This window comes from Mycobacterium sp. ACS1612, from assembly GCF_001667505.1.
GTDB lineage: Bacteria > Actinomycetota > Actinomycetes > Mycobacteriales > Mycobacteriaceae > Mycobacterium.
Map to the genome: position 1 here is coordinate 45,371 of NZ_LZHZ01000065.1, position 15,878 is coordinate 61,248.

15 protein-coding genes are annotated in these 15,878 nt (G+C 66.1%); 9 read left to right on the forward strand and 6 right to left on the reverse strand.

Features of this window, described 5'->3' with window-relative positions; translation table 11 throughout:
- Positions 1–36: 36 nt before the first annotated feature.
- The 6 genes from zwf to A5724_RS27335 all read left to right on the forward strand — a co-directional run bounded on the left by zwf (position 37) and on the right by A5724_RS27335 (position 6,290).
- Positions 37–1,467, forward strand: a complete 1,431-nt coding sequence (gene zwf, locus A5724_RS27310) for a glucose-6-phosphate dehydrogenase (RefSeq protein WP_067809681.1) — start codon at positions 37–39, stop codon at positions 1,465–1,467.
- A complete protein-coding gene (gene edd / locus A5724_RS27315; RefSeq protein ID WP_067809683.1) occupies positions 1,464–3,287 on the forward strand; it encodes a phosphogluconate dehydratase in 1,824 nt (607 codons plus the stop codon). The genes zwf and edd overlap by 4 nt, the downstream gene beginning before the upstream one ends.
- Positions 3,284–3,937 carry a bifunctional 4-hydroxy-2-oxoglutarate aldolase/2-dehydro-3-deoxy-phosphogluconate aldolase gene (eda, locus tag A5724_RS27320; RefSeq protein ID WP_067809686.1) on the forward strand — a complete coding sequence of 218 codons (654 nt, stop codon included), beginning with the start codon at positions 3,284–3,286 and terminating at the stop codon, positions 3,935–3,937. The genes edd and eda overlap by 4 nt, the downstream gene beginning before the upstream one ends.
- Positions 3,934–5,148 (forward strand): MFS transporter, encoded by a 1,215-nt coding sequence (locus A5724_RS27325; protein ID WP_067809688.1) that lies wholly within the window; start codon positions 3,934–3,936, stop codon positions 5,146–5,148. Before eda ends, A5724_RS27325 begins: the two co-directional genes overlap by 4 nt.
- A 4-nt stretch (positions 5,149–5,152) precedes the next feature.
- Positions 5,153–5,914, forward strand: coding sequence for an SDR family NAD(P)-dependent oxidoreductase (locus A5724_RS27330; protein WP_067809690.1), 762 nt, complete (start codon positions 5,153–5,155; stop codon positions 5,912–5,914).
- A gap of 76 nt (positions 5,915–5,990) precedes the next feature.
- The gene (locus A5724_RS27335) at positions 5,991–6,290 is read left to right on the forward strand and encodes a hypothetical protein (protein ID WP_067809692.1); all 300 of its coding nucleotides are present in this window, start codon (positions 5,991–5,993) and stop codon (positions 6,288–6,290) included.
- On the opposite strand, the gene A5724_RS27340 is transcribed toward A5724_RS27335, so the two are convergent.
- From A5724_RS27340 to A5724_RS27350, 3 genes are all read right to left on the reverse strand, one after another.
- A complete protein-coding gene (locus A5724_RS27340; RefSeq protein ID WP_067809695.1) occupies positions 6,269–7,768 on the reverse strand; it encodes a cell wall metabolism sensor histidine kinase WalK in 1,500 nt (499 codons plus the stop codon). The genes A5724_RS27335 and A5724_RS27340 overlap by 22 nt on opposite strands.
- The gene (locus tag A5724_RS27345; RefSeq protein WP_082965309.1) at positions 7,765–8,469 is read right to left on the reverse strand and encodes a response regulator transcription factor; all 705 of its coding nucleotides are present in this window, start codon (positions 8,467–8,469) and stop codon (positions 7,765–7,767) included. Before A5724_RS27345 ends, A5724_RS27340 begins: the two co-directional genes overlap by 4 nt.
- Positions 8,470–8,593: 124 nt before the next feature.
- Complete coding sequence (locus tag A5724_RS27350) at positions 8,594–9,481, reverse strand: NmrA family NAD(P)-binding protein (RefSeq protein WP_197518798.1); 888 nt, start codon at positions 9,479–9,481, stop codon at positions 8,594–8,596.
- Positions 9,482–9,576: 95 nt separating this feature from the next.
- Between A5724_RS27350 and A5724_RS27355 the strand changes: the two genes are divergently transcribed.
- Positions 9,577–10,059 (forward strand): helix-turn-helix domain-containing protein, encoded by a 483-nt coding sequence (locus A5724_RS27355; protein ID WP_067809703.1) that lies wholly within the window; start codon positions 9,577–9,579, stop codon positions 10,057–10,059.
- 217 nt (positions 10,060–10,276) lie between these two features.
- Here A5724_RS27355 and A5724_RS27360 read toward each other — a convergent pair whose 3' ends face one another.
- Positions 10,277–10,516 (reverse strand): hypothetical protein, encoded by a 240-nt coding sequence (locus tag A5724_RS27360; RefSeq protein WP_067809705.1) that lies wholly within the window; start codon positions 10,514–10,516, stop codon positions 10,277–10,279.
- Between the two features lie 94 nt (positions 10,517–10,610).
- Positions 10,611–10,847, reverse strand: coding sequence for a hypothetical protein (locus A5724_RS27365; protein ID WP_156752478.1), 237 nt, complete (start codon positions 10,845–10,847; stop codon positions 10,611–10,613).
- A 382-nt stretch (positions 10,848–11,229) separates the two neighbouring features.
- Here A5724_RS27365 and A5724_RS27370 point away from each other — a divergent pair, with 382 nt between their 5' ends.
- Both A5724_RS27370 and A5724_RS27375 read left to right on the forward strand, forming a co-directional pair.
- Complete coding sequence (locus A5724_RS27370; RefSeq protein WP_067809710.1) at positions 11,230–12,177, forward strand: hypothetical protein; 948 nt, start codon at positions 11,230–11,232, stop codon at positions 12,175–12,177.
- 31 nt (positions 12,178–12,208) lie between these two features.
- On the forward strand, positions 12,209–12,826 hold the full coding sequence (locus A5724_RS27375) for an FHA domain-containing protein (RefSeq protein ID WP_067809712.1): 618 nt from the start codon (positions 12,209–12,211) through the stop codon (positions 12,824–12,826).
- On the opposite strand, the gene A5724_RS27380 is transcribed toward A5724_RS27375, so the two are convergent.
- Entirely contained in the window at positions 12,827–15,823 is a 2,997-nt protein-coding gene (locus A5724_RS27380; RefSeq protein ID WP_067809714.1) for a serine/threonine-protein kinase, read from the reverse strand.
- Positions 15,824–15,878 lie beyond the last annotated feature (55 nt).

The following is a 15,878-nucleotide window of genomic DNA, read 5'->3' on the forward strand; positions in this document are numbered from 1 at the left end:
TTGCACGGAGGCCGAAGTCTCTCTAGCGTTGGCGGCATGGTTCACCCCTGCGACTTCGTCATCTTCGGCGGCACGGGCGACCTCGCCGTCCGCAAGCTGCTTCCCGCGCTGTACCTGCGCGACCGGGACGGCGAGTTGGCCGCCGAGACCAGGATCATCGCCGTTGCGCGGGCCGGTCTCGACGAGCCCGGTTACCGCCACAAGGTCCACGCTGAACTGGGCAGATTCGTCGCTGCCGAGTTCCTCGACGACCACACCGTCGAGCGCTTCCTTGCGAGGCTGCGGTTCGTGAGTATCGACCTCGCCGAGCCCGCGGACTATGCGGCGGTCACCGAGTTGTTGATGCCCTCGGGCGTCGAGGTCCGCGTGTTCTACCTGGCGTGCGCGCCCGCCCTGTTCGGGCCCATCTGCGATGCGCTCGGCCAGCAGGGCCTGGTCACCGAGTCATCGCGGGTGGTGCTCGAGAAGCCGATCGGCCACGACCTTGGGTCAGCGCAGGCGATCAACGATGCGGTGGGCGCTGTCTTCGATGAGCGGCAGATCTTCCGCATCGATCACTACCTCGGCAAGGAGAGCGTGCAGAACCTGCTCGTCACCCGGTTTGCCAACACGCTGCTGGAACCGCTGTGGAACTCCAGCTGGATCGACCACGTGCAGATCACCGCCGCCGAATCGCTCGGCGTCGGCGCTCGCGGCGATTACTACGACAAGTCCGGAGCACTGCGCGACATGCTGCAGAACCACCTGCTGCAGGTGCTCTGCCTGGTAGCGATGGAACCTCCCACCTACATCGACCGGGAAACCGTGCGCGACGAGAAACTCAAGGTGCTGCAGGCGTTGAAGCCGTTGTCAGCCGATGGGATCCAGCGCGATGCGGTCATCGGCCAATACGACGGTTACCGCGACGATGCCGAAAACCCGGACAGCACAACCGAAACCTTCGTCGCCGTCAAGGCTGAGATCAACAACTGGCGGTGGGCGGGGGTGCCGTTCTATCTGCGCACCGGCAAGCGGATGTCGCGGCGCTATTCCGAGATCGTCGTGCAGTTCAAACCTGTTCCGCTGCCGATGTTCCCCGGCAGCCAGGGTGCATCCGAGCCGAACCGGCTGGTGATCTCGCTGCAGCCCGACGAGGAGATGCGCCTCGAGTTGACTGCGAAAGAACCCGGACCCGGTGGCATCCGGATGCGTCCGGTTTCGCTCGCGCTGAACTACACCCAGGCCTTCCAGCGACGCTCGCCGGACGCCTACGAGCGGCTGCTGATGGACGTGATGCGGGGCGATCCGACGCTGTTCATGCGCCGCGACGAGGTCGAGGCGGCCTGGGCGTGGGCGGAACCGATTCTGCGGCAATGGCAGGAGTCCGGCCGGGTGCCGCGGATGTACCCGGCGGGCACCGACGGCCCGGTGGACGCGGCCACTCTGCTCGAGCGTGACGGTCGTCGCTGGCGCGAAGCTGCCGCATGATGCATCCCGTCGTCACGGACGTCACCGACCGCATCGTCAACCGCAGCGCCGAACAGCGCAACCGGTACCTCGACCGGATGGCGGCGGCGGCCGAAACCGGCCCTGCGCGTGGCAGACTCGCGTGCGCGAATCTGGCTCACGGCTTCGCCGCTTCTGACAGCCGCGACAAGACAGCGCTGCGCGCCATGGTCAAGCCCAATATCGCGATCGTGTCGTCGTACAACGACATGCTCTCGGCGCACAAGCCGTTCGAGAGCTATCCGGCGCAGCTCAAGCAGGCGGTGCTGGAAGCGGGCGGCATCGCCCAGTTCGCCGGCGGAGTGCCGGCCATGTGCGACGGCATCACACAGGGCCGCGACGGTATGCAGTTGTCGCTGTTCTCGCGTGACGTGATCGCGATGGCAACCGCGATCGCGTTGTCCCACGACATGTTCGACGGTGCGCTGCTGCTCGGGGTCTGCGACAAGATCGTGCCGGGAATGCTGATCGGTGCGTTGGGCTTCGGCCATTTGCCGGTCGTTTTCGTGCCGGCGGGCCCGATGACGTCCGGCTTGCCCAACAGCGATAAGGCGCGCATCCGTCAACTTCATGCCGAGGGAAAGGTGGGCCGCGAGGCGCTGCTCGACGCCGAGGCCGCGTCCTACCACAGCAGTGGCACATGCACCTTCTACGGCACCGCCAACTCTAACCAACTGCTGATGGAGGCGATGGGACTGCACCTGCCCGGCGCCAGCCTGGTCAATCCGGATACCCCGCTTCGGCATGCGCTCACGGACGAGGCAGGCCGCAGGCTCGTCGGCCTGACCGCCCTCGGTGAGCAGTACACGCCGGTCGGTGCGGTCGTCGACGAGCGGTCTGTCGTCAACGGATGTGTTGCGCTGCTGGCGACCGGTGGCTCCACCAACCACACGATGCACCTGGTGGCTATCGCCCGCGCGGCCGGAATCACATTGTCCTGGAGCGACATCGCAGAACTCTCCGCCGTGGTGCCACTGCTTGCGCGGGTCTATCCGAACGGCAAGGCCGACGTCAACCACTTCCACGCCGCGGGCGGGATGGCCTGTGTCATCAATTCCCTGCTCGACGCGGGCCTGATGCACGACAACGTGAAAACCGTCGCGGGAAACGGACTTCGTCGGTATACGTCGGAACCGCGCCTGGATGGCGACGGCGTCCGGTGGGTGGACGGAACGACGGCGAGTCTGGACACCACGGTGCTGCGGACCGCCGACGACCCGTTCGCACCCGACGGCGGCCTGAAAACGCTGATCGGCAACTTGGGCACCAGTGTCATCAAGACGTCGGCGGTCGCACCGCAGCACCGTGCCGTCACCGCTCCGGCTGTCGTGTTCGACGCGCAGGAGCAGTTCCTCGAGGCCTTCCAATGCGGCTGTTTGGAGCGCGATTTCGTCGCGGTGGTGCGGTATCAGGGGCCGCAGGGGCTCGGCATGCCTGAACTGCACAAGCTCACGCCGGCGCTGGGCGTGTTGCAGGACCGCGGTTATCGGGTCGCGCTGGTCACCGACGGCCGCATGTCCGGTGCCTCCGGCAAGGTGCCTGCGGCCATCCATCTCACGCCCGAGGCGGCAGCGGGTGGCCCGCTGTCCCGCGTCGTCGACGGCGACGTCATCACCCTCGACGCCGACGCAGGAGTGCTGAACATTCACGTGCCCGACGACGAATTCATCGCCCGCATACCGTCGGGGCGCGCACCGTCGGCCGACGAGTGGGTGGGCACGGGACGTGAACTGTTCGCCAGCCTGCGGGCGACGGTCGGGCCCGCCGACGAGGGAGCCAGCATCTTCGGGAGCATGTCATGACAGAACAGACCACACTGCTGGACATCGCACCGGTGATCCCGGTGGTCGTCGTGCACGACGCCGCACATGCGGTGCCGATCGCCAAGGCGCTCGTCGACGGGGGACTGCCGATCATCGAGTTGACGCTGCGCACCCCTGTAGCGCTTGCCGCGATTGAACGCATCGCCGCCGAGGTGCCGGAGATCGTCGTCGGCGCAGGCACTATCGTCGGTACCTCGCAACCCAAGGACGCGCTGGCAGCAGGCGCGCAGTTCCTGGTCTCACCGGGCAGTACCCCGACCCTGCGGGCAGCCATGCGCGACACCGGGTTACCGCACCTGCCGGGAGTGGCCACCGTCTCTGAGGTCATGACACTGTTGGAGGACGGCTACCGCGACATGAAGTTCTTCCCCGCCGAAGCCGCAGGCGGTGTGGCATATCTGCGGGCGATCCACTCTCCCGTGCCGGCCGCCCGCTTCTGCCCCACCGGCGGCATCACGCCGACGAATGTGGCGGAATATTTGAAGACACCCAACGTTGGGTGCGTGGGCGGCAGTTGGTTGACTCCCGCCGACGCCGTCGACAGCCACGATTGGCACCGAATTTCCAGCCTCGCCACAGTCGCTCAAGAGCTGGCCGTTCCCAGTACGCGAAAGCCCAGTAATTCGTGACCATTTCACTTGATCGACCTACTCCCCTGTCCGTCGTCGCGCCCGCTCCTGCGGTGCGCTGGCTGGCCGTACTGGCCTTGGCGTTGGGCGGATTCGCCATCGGCACCACCGAGTTCGTCGCGATGGGGCTGCTGCCCGACATCGCGTCGACGCTCGGTGTCACCGAACCGACCGCGGGCCATGTCATCTCGGCGTACGCGATGGGCGTGGTGATCGGTGCGCCGGTGATCGCCGCGCTCGCCGCGCGGGTGCCGCGCAAAGCGCTGTTGCTCAGCCTGATGGCGGTGTTCACGCTCGGCAATCTGGCGAGTGTGCTGGCCCCGTCGTATCCGACGCTGATGACCGCCCGGTTCGTCGCGGGCCTGCCTCACGGCGCGTACTTCGGGGTGGCTGCGCTGGCGGCCACGCACTTGATGGGACGGCAGAACCGCGCCAAAGCGGTCGCGCACGTGATGTGTGGGCTGACCATCGCCACCGTGATCGGCGTGCCGCTGGCGTCGTGGCTGGGTCAGGTCCTGGGCTGGCGCAGTGCGTTCGGGCTTGTGGTAATCATCGGCGTCGTAACGCTGACGGCGCTGTGGTTCTGGCTGCCCGTCCAGTTGCGCACCATGCACGTCACCAGCCCACTCACCGAACTGGGCGCACTCAAGCGAGTGCAAGTCTGGTTCGCGCTGGCGGTGGGGATGATCGGCTTCGGCGGCATGTTCGCCGTCTACACCTACATCAGCACCACCATGACCGACGTCGCCGGCTTTCCGCGGGCACTCGTTCCGCTGGCGCTCATGGTATTTGGCCTCGGCATGGTAGTCGGCAACCTGATCGGCGGCCGACTGGCGGACGGGTCGGTGATCCGCGCGCTGTACCTGTCGATGACCGCCCTCGGCGCCATCCTCGCGCTGTTCGTGGTCGCCTCGCACAACCCGTGGACGGCCCTGCCGGTGTTGTTCGGCATCGGCGCGGCGGGCTCTGCCGTCGCACCGGCGTTGCAGACCCGGTTGATGGACGTCGCGCTCGACGCGCAGACCCTCGCCGCCGCGCTCAACCATTCGGCGCTGAATATCGGCAACGCGACGGGGGCCTGGATCGGCGGTCTGGTGATCGCGGCGGGGTTCGGCTACACCGCTCCGGCGGCCGCCGGCGCGCTGCTGGCCGCGGCCGGTATCGCGGTGCTCACCGTCTCGGTGGCGCTGCAGCGCCGTCAGCTAGCCTGACCGAGTGTCCGTACTCGACAAGTTCCGACTCGACGACAAGGTCGTCATCGTCACCGGCGCATCGTCCGGCCTCGGCGTGTCGTTCGCACACGCGTGCGCGCAGGCCGGTGCCGACGTGGTGCTGGCCGCCAGGCGCGTCGACAAGCTCTACGCGACAGCGCGTCTCGTCGAGGATGCCGGGCGACGTGCCCTGACGGTCGCGACGGACGTCGCCGACCCGGCCCAGTGCCAGTCCATGGTCGACGCGGCAATGGCCGAGTTCGGCCATGTCGACGTGTTGGTCAACAACGCCGGGGTGGGTACCGCGGTGCCCGCCACCCGCGAGACGCCCGAGGAGTTTCGTGCCGTCATCGACATCAACCTGAACGGCTCGTACTGGGCGGCGCAGGCGTGCGGAAAGGTGATGCAGCCGGGCAGTTCGATCGTGAACATCTCCAGCGTCCTCGGCATCACCACCGCGGGGCTGCCGCAGGCGGCCTACAGCGCGAGTAAGGCCGCGATCTCCGGCCTGACCCGAGACCTGGCGCAGCAGTGGGGCTCTCGTAAGGGCATCCGTGTCAATGCGATCGCGCCGGGCTTCTTTCAGTCCGAGATGACGGACGCTTACGCACCGGGTTACATCGAGAGCCTCAAGCCGCGAGTGTTGTTGGGGCGCATGGGAGATCCGACAGAGCTCGCTGCCACGCTGGTGTGGCTGGCCTCGGCGGCGGGCGGCTTCGTCACCGGCCAGACCATCGTCGTCGACGGCGGAGTGACGATCACCTGATTCATAGCAACCACATATGTTTGTGTTCACTATGAAGGCCTAGCGACCTCATGCACGGCTCACAACACTTGAGTGTATGAAAAACTATGTCGCCTTTGGATTTACCGCTATCACCCTGACGTCGGCCTCGCTTGCGCTTGCCGCCGTCGCCGCCGCGGCGCCGAGCGGTCCGACGACGGTCGACCAGACGGTGCGGACACTGGAAGCCAGCGGCTACCACGTCATTGTCAATCGAACCGGGGCCGCGCCGCTGTCACAGTGCAGCGTCAGCGGTGTGCGCCCAGGTCAGACCCATTCGACGGCTGATTCGCGTGGTGGTAGCTCGATCAACACCACGATCACCTCGAAGACCGTCTACGTCGACGTGGCGTGCTGAGCACTCACGCGAACCTTGGGCAACTTCATCCTGAAAGTCGTTCTACCACTATTAGATTCAGCCTCGATTGTGCCGCCGTGCGCCTCGATGATCGACGCACAGATGGACAGCCCGAGGCCGAAGCTGCCCCCTGACCGCGACTTGTCGGCGCGGACGAACCGCTCGAACAGATGCGGCAGCAGTTCGGCATCGATTCCTGGACCGTCGTCGGCGACGGTCAACTCCACGTATTCCGAACCGGTGGCCAGCGTCGTCGTCACCGTCGTAGCTGCGGGCGTGTGCACCCGGGCGTTGGTCAGTAGGTTGGCGATGGTCTGGTGCAGCCGGGCATGGTCGCCGCGCACCCACACCGCGGCATCGGGAACGTCGGTCAGCCACCGATGTTCCGGCGCGGACACCGAGACGTCGTTGACCGCGTCGGCGACCAGGTCGGTCAGGTCGACCTCGGTGGTGTCGAGGTCTTGGCCCTCGTCGAGCCTCGCCAGTAACAACAGATCTGCCACCAACGCATTCATCCGCCGGGTCTCGGCCTCGATACGGGCAAGCGAATATTCGGTGGTTTCCGGGAGCACCGAGCTGTCCTGCCGGGTCAACTCCGCGTAGCCGTGAATAGCCGCCAGCGGGGTGCGCAGTTCGTGACTGGCGTCGGTGATGAATTGGCGCATCCGCTTATCCGACGCCGCCACGTCGGCCAGCGCCCGCTCCACATGGTCGAGCAGCCGATTGAGTGTGTCCCCGACCAACCCCACCTCGGTGCGCGGATCGGTGTCCCCGGTGGGAACCCGCGGCGTGATCGCATGGTGGTCGCGATCCAGCGGTAGCGCCGCCACTTCGGCCGCGGTCGCGGCCACCCGATCCAGCGGGCGAAGCGCGAACCGCACGATGGCGACCGTGCCCGCGGCGGTGATCAGCAAGGCGAGCGCGGTGATGGCCGCTACGATCCCGGTTTCGCGCGTCATCGCGTCCCACGCCGGCTTGCGCGACACCCCGGTCACCAGTGTCTCGTCGCCGTCGCCGGGGCGGGCGACCATCCGGTAGTAGCCCAGCTCGGGCAGTTTGACGGTCTGCGCTTCCCCACTCGCCCAAGACATTTCAGCGATCTTCTGGACCGCCTCCGATGGAGCTTTCCGCGACTCCCCATCGACGAAGAACGCCGAATCCACCACCTTGCCGTGCTGGATCAGCGCGATCACATTGCCGGGTGCCTGCCCGATCAGGTGGGTCAGCGGCTTCATCGTCCCGGACGCTGGCAGCTTCCCGGACGTATCCGGTGTGATGCGGTATTTCGTCACCGCCTGGCTGAACCCGTTGGCCGAACCCGACAGTTGCGCGTCGATGATGCCGAGCACCGAGCTACGCAGGCTGAGCACCGAGGTCACACCGGCCGCCACAAGCACCACCATGACCACCGCCGAGACGCCGATCACCAACTGCCGCAACAACGTCGCGCTGCGCCAGATCCGTGTCAGCCGCGTCATTCGACCGGCCGCAGCATGTAGCCGACGCCACGCACGGTGTGGATCATCGGCTGTCGTCGGGCGTCGATCTTCTTGCGCAGGTACGACACGTACAAATCGACGATGCTGGACCGACCACCGAAATCGTAGTCCCACACGCGATGCAGAATCTCCTTGCGGCTCAACGCCCGTCGGGGATTGCGCATGAGGAAGCGCAGCAGTTCGAATTCGGTCGACGTCAGCGAGATCGGATGGCCCGCGCGGGTGACCTCGCGGCTTACGCCGTCGAGTTCGAGGTCGCCGACCGTCAGGGTCTCGTCGTCCGCGGGCGTCAGATATGCCGACCGACGCAGCAGCCCGCGCAACCTGGCCACCAGCTCCTCCAGGGAGAAGGGCTTGGTCATGTAGTCGTCGCCGCCCGCGGTCAGCCCGGTGACCCGGTCGACGACCGAGTCGCGGGCGGTCAGGAACAGCGTCGGCGTGTAGGTGTCGGAGTCGCGGATCTGCTGCAACACACCGAGGCCGTCCATATCCGGCAGCATGATGTCGAGCACGATGACGTCCGGCGCGTTGGCGCGGTACTTCGCCACCGCCTCGGCTGCGTCATGGGCGACGTCGATTTCCCAGCCCTCGTACTGCAGCGCCATCCTGACCAGGTTGGTGAGCGCGCGTTCGTCGTCGACCAGCAGCACCCGGATCGGCGATCCGTCGGCGCGGTACATCCGCGGCAGTTGGCCCAGGATGGCGCGACGCGGCCCCCGGTCGCTGGGTGGCAGGGACGTCACCAGACCATTCTTGCGACCTCGCAGCCGGCCGTCACCAACCTCATAGATATTTCACATGGATTCAGACGGTCGTTGCGGCGTAGGTGAGTTCGAACAACGCGCGGTTGTCGTTGAGGAAGTCCTCGACGGTGCTCAGCGGGCGCCCGAGGATGGTCGGCGCCGTATCGGTGATGCCTGCCAGCCGTCCCTCTTGTTGGTCGATGGTGACGGCCTCGAAGTGCCTGAGCTTGGCCGTGTCGTCGGGGATGCCGAGCAGGTCCAAAAACGTCGCGACAGTGGTCCGTTCGAACGGCAGGTCCCTGCCCAGCACGCGACCCACCTCGGCGGCCAGTTCCCGGTGGCTGTATTCGACGGGCCCGGTCAAGGTGTAGGTACGGCCGGCGTGCGCCTGGGGGTCGGCCAGGATGGCGGCCGCGGTCGCCGCGATGTCGCGCCCGGCGATCGGGGCGAAGCGACTGTCGGCGTCATAGGGCATGACGTAGCGGCCGTACCGGATCAGATGGGCGATGTAGGTCAGCCACTCCATGAAGAACGTGACCCGCAGATTCGTGGTCGGCACTGCCGACCAGTCGAAGATCTGCTCGGAGAGCCAGTGATTCTGGGTGGCCTTGCTGCGGGCGTACGGGCGCGACTGAATATGCGACATGTTGACGATCAATTCGAGGTCTTGTTCGCGGGCGGCCTGAGCGAACATCACCGCCGCTTCGACGAGTCCTTCGCCGACCGGAAAGTTGAAGTATCCACGCTGTACGCCGTCGAGAGCTGCTCGGACGTCGCGGAAACTGAGCAGGTCGCCGAAGACCACCTCGGCACCGGCGTCGCGAAGACGTTGGGCACGAGAGTCGTCCCGGCGCACCATCGCCCTCACTTTGAGGCCGCTGTCGAGCAACTCCTCGACCATCGGGCGTCCGGTGTCGCCATTCGCCGTCGTCACCAAAATCGTCGTCATAATTTTCTCCCGTCCACTAGCTGGGTATGGTTTTGTGTACTTAGGTGTAGCACCTGCGTATAGTTAAAGCAACCCAGGGAATCGAGTGAAGTTAGATGACAATCCTTCAAGGACAGCTGGCCGACCGCGATTCGTGGTCACCCGTCGGCATCTGCCAGATCGAGAAGACCATGGATTTGGTTGGCACGAAATCGGCGATGCTGATCATGCGGGAGGCCTTCTACGGCACCTCCCGCTTCGAGGATTTCCGGCGTCGGGTCGGAGTCACCAAAGCGGTGACTTCGGCACGGCTGACCGAACTTGTCGATGCCGGCCTGCTGGAGCGAACGTCCTACAGGGAGCCTGGCCGCCGCAGCCGCGACGAGTATGTCGTCACCGAAGCCGGAGTGGATTTCATGCCGGTAGTGTGGGCGATGTTCGAGTGGGGCAGGCGGCACCTTCCGGGTAGTCCAGCATTGCAGCTCGCCCATCGCGATTGCGGCGCCGAAGCCACCGTGGAGATCTGTTGCGCGCGTGGGCATCACGTGCCCGCCGACGAACTCACCGTTGCGCTCCCGCCGGGGGCACAGCTGGTCTAGAGCCGAAAGCGAGGCCGCAGGGACCCTCGCCATGGCCTGCGCTCAAGAGAAGTACGCGTCGAACGAACCATTGCATACTTATCGTTATTTCACTACAGACGCTCAGAGGGCCGCAGCTCGAATCTTTTCGTCACCACCGTATCGATGGAGTACCTGTTGTGTTGGAGACCCGCGATTAGTGCGACCAGGATGGCGGCGTGAATCAACTGCTCGCCGATCACAGACCAGTTCTGGACGGTGGTCGACCAAATACGAAAACCGTCATGGTGAGCGTGCCGACAATCAGTGCCAGTCTGGTCAGCCTAATCGGCACGATGGAAGTCGCGAACTCGCGCGTCACATGGTCGTGAAAGCTGCCGAGCATTGGGATTCGAACCAGCCCACGGCCGAATAGGCTGCATCCCACCGCCAACCGCAGCAGGAAATAGGCGATCCTGCGATCAGTCTCTTGGCTCATACTCGTTTCGTGGTCGACGCGATGTTCAGTGTTCGGCGCGTTGAGCCACTTGTCAACGGCTGCAACCTTTTACGGCTGTTAGCCTGCTGCATATTCACTGTTGGGTCGCAGTGAGCCGCTCGTCTATCGCCACGGCTGCCTCAATCCATACCGGATTGAGCGGAATTCCATGGCCTGTGTTCTGCAGCGTGATGCAATTCGCGACGATGGCCTTGCCGAGGGACCGAACGGCTTCTGCGGGCACCAACAAGTCCAACTCGGCGGCGAATACCAGCGCGGGTGCCTCCCCCCACCACGCGGCGTCGATCATGTCTTCAGGTGGTGTCCACATCGTGGCCGGATCGATGGGGAGATCGATTGGCTGCGCACCAAATCCGGCTGGTACAACGGGGGGGCAAGCAACGCCAGGCCGACAACCGGATTGGTGCAGGCGTAGGGCCAGGCGACGCGGATCCCGATGACCTGTACATCGCGGTAATCAATGAGCAACAGGGTTCACCTCGAGGACGCCGATCGTTGACGTAACGAACGTCATCCTCTGAAGCCGAGAGCTATACCAGGGTCCGCTCCGCTGAAGCAGGAAGAACCCTTACCTGACGGACAGGAAAACCTTCCCTCGCCGGGCACCAATTCTGACCCTGCGGTGATTACGTTGCCGAGACGCCACGGCGACGATGAAAACCGTACTTGAACCGACTGAAATAGGACCCCCCATGTTTGCGACAGCGAATGACGAGACGGTGCGGATGCGCCCCGTGGAGCCCAAGACAGTGCGGATGCGCTTCGCCGACCTGCAGACCAAGGCGCTTCCAAAGGCCACTAGTGCGTTCGACGGCAAGACGGTGCGGATCAAGGCCTTGGACGTTCCGGTGGTCGGCAAGGTCGCCAACACGGTCCGGCAACGCTACGTCGACCTGAGCCGGCGCGAGGTCAAGCCCCCGACCAAGTGGGAAATCGCCCGGCTCATGCTGGTGCTGTTGCTGGCTTCGATGCCGATCCTGGCCATCTCGGTCGAGGTGTTCGGTCTCGCCTCGCAGAGCACCATCACGATGGTCACCATCACGTTGGTCGCAGTGCTCGCCACGCTGATCGTGTTCGCGCCGCACCGGATCGACATGATCGTCGGCCGCGGCCTGATCTCCGGCATGGTGGCGTGCATCGTCTACGACGGCGCCCGACTGTTCGCCGTGCATGTGCTGGGCTTGATGGGCGACTTCATCCCGACGATGGGCTCGTTCGTGACCGGTGAGCCGGACACCGCGGGCAGCGCGGCCGTCGGCTATGTCTACCGCTACATCGGCGACGCCGGCGGCCTGGGCGTCGCGTTCTTCGTCGTCGCCTTCGCGATCGGCATCGACCGGTGGAAGAACGTCTACCAGGTGCTGGCATCGGTGGCCTTCGCGGTCTTCCCGACCTGGGCGGGCCTGATGGCGACCGTCGCATTGGCCCCGCACGGCGAGGAGCGGATGTTCCCGCTGAACGCCGCGACGATCATCATCACTCTGGTCGGGCACCTGATCTTCGGGTTGGTTCTCGGGCTGGCCTTCCTGAAGGCGCCCCGGGGACGCGACCGCAGCGAATGGCCTTGGCCGCCGCTGGTGGAGTCCGCGCCCGCCAAGCGGGTGGTGCGGTTCGCGAAGAAGATCACCAGCTCGCCCTAGACCCGCGACTCAGTAGGACACAATTGCCATCATGTCTTCCCACCTGGAAGTCTCGAAGCCGTCCGGACGCGAGTTGGTCCCGCTCAGCGGTCAACGGGTGACGCTGGGCAAGGCCGCCAACAATGACGTCTCGCTCGAACACGACGAAACCGTCTCGCGGCTGCACGCGGTTTTCGAGAACCTCGGGTTCGCCTGGTCGATCCGGGATCTTGGCAGCCGCAACGGCACCTACCTAAACGGCGAGAAGATCACGGCCGAACGCGTGCTGCGCTCCGGCGACGAGGTCCGCGTCGGCCGGTCTACGGTGGTCTTCTGGGAGGTGAAGGACTCGGGCGACGGGAGGCTCGATGAGGAGACCAAGACCGCTCAGACCGTCGAACTGCCGCCCCGGCTGACCCGGCGCGAACTCGACGTGCTGGTGGTGTTGTGCCGGCCGTTGGTCTCCGACGACCCGTTCCCCGAGCCCGCGTCGGTCCGGCGGATGGCCTCCGAGCTTTTCGTCACTGAGGCCGCAGTCAAGCAGCACCTGCAGAACCTCTACGACAAGTTCTCGATCGCGCAGGAGGGTGACCGCCGCGTCCGACTGGCCAACGAGGCGCTCCGGCGCGGCGCGGTCACCATCGCGCAACTGCGCAACCCCGCCACATAACTAAATGAATTCCAGTTCCTCCACCGTCGCGATCGCCCCTTCATGCGACGGTCGGTCCGCGCCGCCGATGCAGTAGACGGCCGACCCGTCCGCCGCCACCACCTGGCCGTGTCGCGGAGTGCCGAGCGGCGCCACCTCGCTCCACTTCCCGTTCGTCACGTCGTACATCTCCACGGTGGCCAGCACCCGCGTTGGCTCCTCGCCGCCGACCGCCACGATGCGGCCGTCGATGAAGGTGGCGCCGTAACTTCCGCGCGGAGTCGGCATGTCCGCCAGCTTCTCCCAGTTGCCCGACGCCGGGTCATACCGCTCCAACGCCGCCGAGTTCTTGTCCGCAGACAGCGACCGGCCGCCCACCGCGTACACATAGGTGCCGTCGGACACTGCCGCCAAATGTTCACGCGGCGTTGGTAAATCAGCCGCCTGCGTCCAGGACTTGCCGTCGAACACCTCGGTCTGCGGAACGAGTTGCTTGTCGTTCTGCCCGCCGACGACGACGAGCTTGTCGCCGACGACGGCGGCCCCGGCCGCAGCCCGGGCATGTTGCAGGGCAGGCAGTTCCGTCCAGGTGCCGCCCCGCAGCGCGAACACCTTGTTCGACGCCTCCGCGATCTGGTCTTCTGCACCGCCGATCACGACCACCTCGCCGCGATATGTCGCCCCTGTGGCGTGATGCAGGGGAATCGGCAGCGGAGGCTGCGTCTGCCACGCTCCCGTCTTAGGGTCGAAACTCTCCACTGTTTGCAGCGTTTCGCCTTCGCGAATACCGCCCGCCACCCAGATCTTTCCGTCCTGCACAGTCCACGCCATCATCAACCTCGCGGTCGGCGCGTCCGGGAGAGACTGCCACGCCGGCGCCGGTTGCGGTTTGCGCGGCGCCAGCCGCAAGGCTTCCGCCGAGGCCGTGATCTGGCCGTCGCCGGGCCCGGTCGACCCGCCGATCGCGTACACGGTCTTCCCGACACCTGCCACCGCCATGCCGTGGCGTGCGGTGCCGAGGTCCGGAAGACCGCTCCACGATTGCGTCATCAGATCGAACGCGACCACGCTCTTGCTCGGTTGGCCACCTGACATGCCGCCGACCGCGACCAGCCGGCCATCGGCATAGGCCACCCCGAGGTCGCTGCGTCGACCGGGCATTTCGGGCAGCGTCGTCCAGGTGTCCGTCGCCGGGTCGTACGCCTCGACGGTCGCCACGTCGGCGGCGCCTGTGGACCCGCCGAGGATGTACACCAGCTTGCCGTCCGACGCCGCACCGGCCAGCTGTCGCGCGGTGGGGATCGGAGCGCCGAGCTTCCATGACGCGCCGTCGAAGATCTCGGTGGTGGCGAGCGGTTTGCCGTCGGCCCCGACTCCGCCGGTGACGATGATCTGGTCGCCCACGACGGCAGCGGCCGCGGCCGCCCGCGGCTGCAGCAGCGGCGGCAACTCGGTCCAGCGGCTGTTGACCACCCGCCACACCCGGTCCGCCGCGACCTTGGAATTGGTGCCTTCGGTGCGCCAGCCGCCGACCACGACCGGAGTGTCCTGCCACGTCACCGACATGGCGTGCTGCACGGGAACGGGAAGGTCGTCGCCGCTCTTCCAACTGTCGATGGCGGGGTCGTAGCCCTCGTGGCCACCGAGGAGCCGGTTGTCGGCGCCCATGCCGCCGAAAATCCAAACGGTGCCGTCGGCTTCGGTTGCGGCCGCCGCGTAGCTGGCGGCGGGCGCGTCGGCGATCGGCTTCCATGCGGGCGGCGGTTCGGTAGTCGGCGCTGGCGGCGCGGCCTCGCCCCCACCGCTGTCGCGGGACGACGTGACGATGAAGACGCTGGCGACCACCAACACCAGCACCGCGGCGATGGCGCCGGCGGCGATGAGCAGCTTCTTGCGATTCCCCTCCTTCGGCGGGGCAGGCGGCGGCGCAGGCTGCGCAGGCGGAGGGATATTCAGCGCCTGCCACGGCAGGCTGGATGCGCTGACGGAGGCGGTGCGGGCGAACATGTTGGGATTTGGCGGCGGCGTCGACGCGGTGGCTTCGCCGGATGCAACGACGCCGGTGGGCGGACCGACGCCGCCTGACGATTCGAGCTGAGTCGGCGGCACGGACATGGCGTAGTCCTGGCTGGCCTGCTCGCGGTGACCGCCCGGCTCACTGAGCGCCATCGGATCCGTCGGTAAGCCGTTGTGCCGCTGGGCCAATTGCAACGCGTGCCCGAAATCCTCCGCCGATGCGTAGCGTTCGGCCGGCTCGATTGCCATCGCCTTCTCGATGGCGGCGCAGATGTCGGGCGGAATGCCTGCGGGCCGCAGATCCGGCACGGGCGTCGAGGTGATCCGCAGATAGTGCGCGATGAGTTCCTCGTCGGCGTTGCGCTCGTGTGGGGCCCTGCCCGCGATCAAGGCGTAGATCGTCGCGCCGAGGGAGTACACGTCGGCGGCGACCGTCGGCGGCTTTCCGCCGAGTACCTCGGGCGCGGTGTAGGACAGGGTGCCGGTGAAAAACCCTGTCACGGTTTTGTATCCGCCGACGATGCGCGCCGTGCCGAAGTCGCTCATCTGCGGTTCGCCGTAATCGTTGACCAAAACGTTCGCGGGCTTGATGTCTCGGTGCAACGTGCCGGTCCGGTGCGCGGTTTCCAGCGCCCCGCACAGCTTCACGCCGATGCGCAGTGCCTCGGGCCACCCGATCCGGCCCTCGCGCCGCACCCGTTCCGCGAGGGAATTGGCTGAGTGATAAGGCATCACGATGAACGGCCGGTTACTTTCGGTGACACCGACCTGCAGGATGTTCACGATGTTCGGATGGCCGGACAGCGCGCCCATCGCGTAGCCCTCGCGCAGGAACCGTTCCCGGTCGTCTTCATCCAGATCGGACGCGAGCACCTTGATGGCCACACTTCGCCCGAGCGCCTTCTGATGGCAGCGGTAGACGACGCCGGAACCCCCTCGACCGATTTCGACCGCATCCTCAAAACCGGCGGCGGCCAGCTCAGACGCTATTCCGCTCGGCATTTTGGCTTCGCCTCTCCGGTGAACTGCACATGGTTTGCTTAGACGGTACCGAGCA

Excerpts from the sequence above, each read along its gene's own strand:
- A5724_RS27370 (WP_067809710.1), top strand. The coding sequence starts at position 11,230 with ATGTTTGCGACAGCGAATGACGAGACGGTGCGGATGCGCCCCGTGGAG.
- A5724_RS27380 (WP_067809714.1), bottom strand. The coding sequence starts at position 15,823 with ATGCCGAGCGGAATAGCGTCTGAGCTGGCCGCCGCCGGTTTTGAGGAT.
- edd (WP_067809683.1), top strand. The coding sequence starts at position 1,464 with ATGATGCATCCCGTCGTCACGGACGTCACCGACCGCATCGTCAACCGC.
- A5724_RS27350 (WP_197518798.1), bottom strand. The coding sequence starts at position 9,481 with ATGACGACGATTTTGGTGACGACGGCGAATGGCGACACCGGACGCCCG.
- A5724_RS27355 (WP_067809703.1), top strand. The coding sequence starts at position 9,577 with ATGACAATCCTTCAAGGACAGCTGGCCGACCGCGATTCGTGGTCACCC.
- zwf (WP_067809681.1), top strand. The coding sequence starts at position 37 with ATGGTTCACCCCTGCGACTTCGTCATCTTCGGCGGCACGGGCGACCTC.
- A5724_RS27345 (WP_082965309.1), bottom strand. The coding sequence starts at position 8,469 with ATGTACCGCGCCGACGGATCGCCGATCCGGGTGCTGCTGGTCGACGAC.
- A5724_RS27365 (WP_156752478.1), bottom strand. The coding sequence starts at position 10,847 with ATGTGGACACCACCTGAAGACATGATCGACGCCGCGTGGTGGGGGGAG.
- A5724_RS27375 (WP_067809712.1), top strand. The coding sequence starts at position 12,209 with ATGTCTTCCCACCTGGAAGTCTCGAAGCCGTCCGGACGCGAGTTGGTC.
- A5724_RS27360 (WP_067809705.1), bottom strand. The coding sequence starts at position 10,516 with ATGAGCCAAGAGACTGATCGCAGGATCGCCTATTTCCTGCTGCGGTTG.
- A5724_RS27340 (WP_067809695.1), bottom strand. The coding sequence starts at position 7,768 with ATGACGCGGCTGACACGGATCTGGCGCAGCGCGACGTTGTTGCGGCAG.
- eda (WP_067809686.1), top strand. The coding sequence starts at position 3,284 with ATGACAGAACAGACCACACTGCTGGACATCGCACCGGTGATCCCGGTG.
- A5724_RS27335 (WP_067809692.1), top strand. The coding sequence starts at position 5,991 with ATGAAAAACTATGTCGCCTTTGGATTTACCGCTATCACCCTGACGTCG.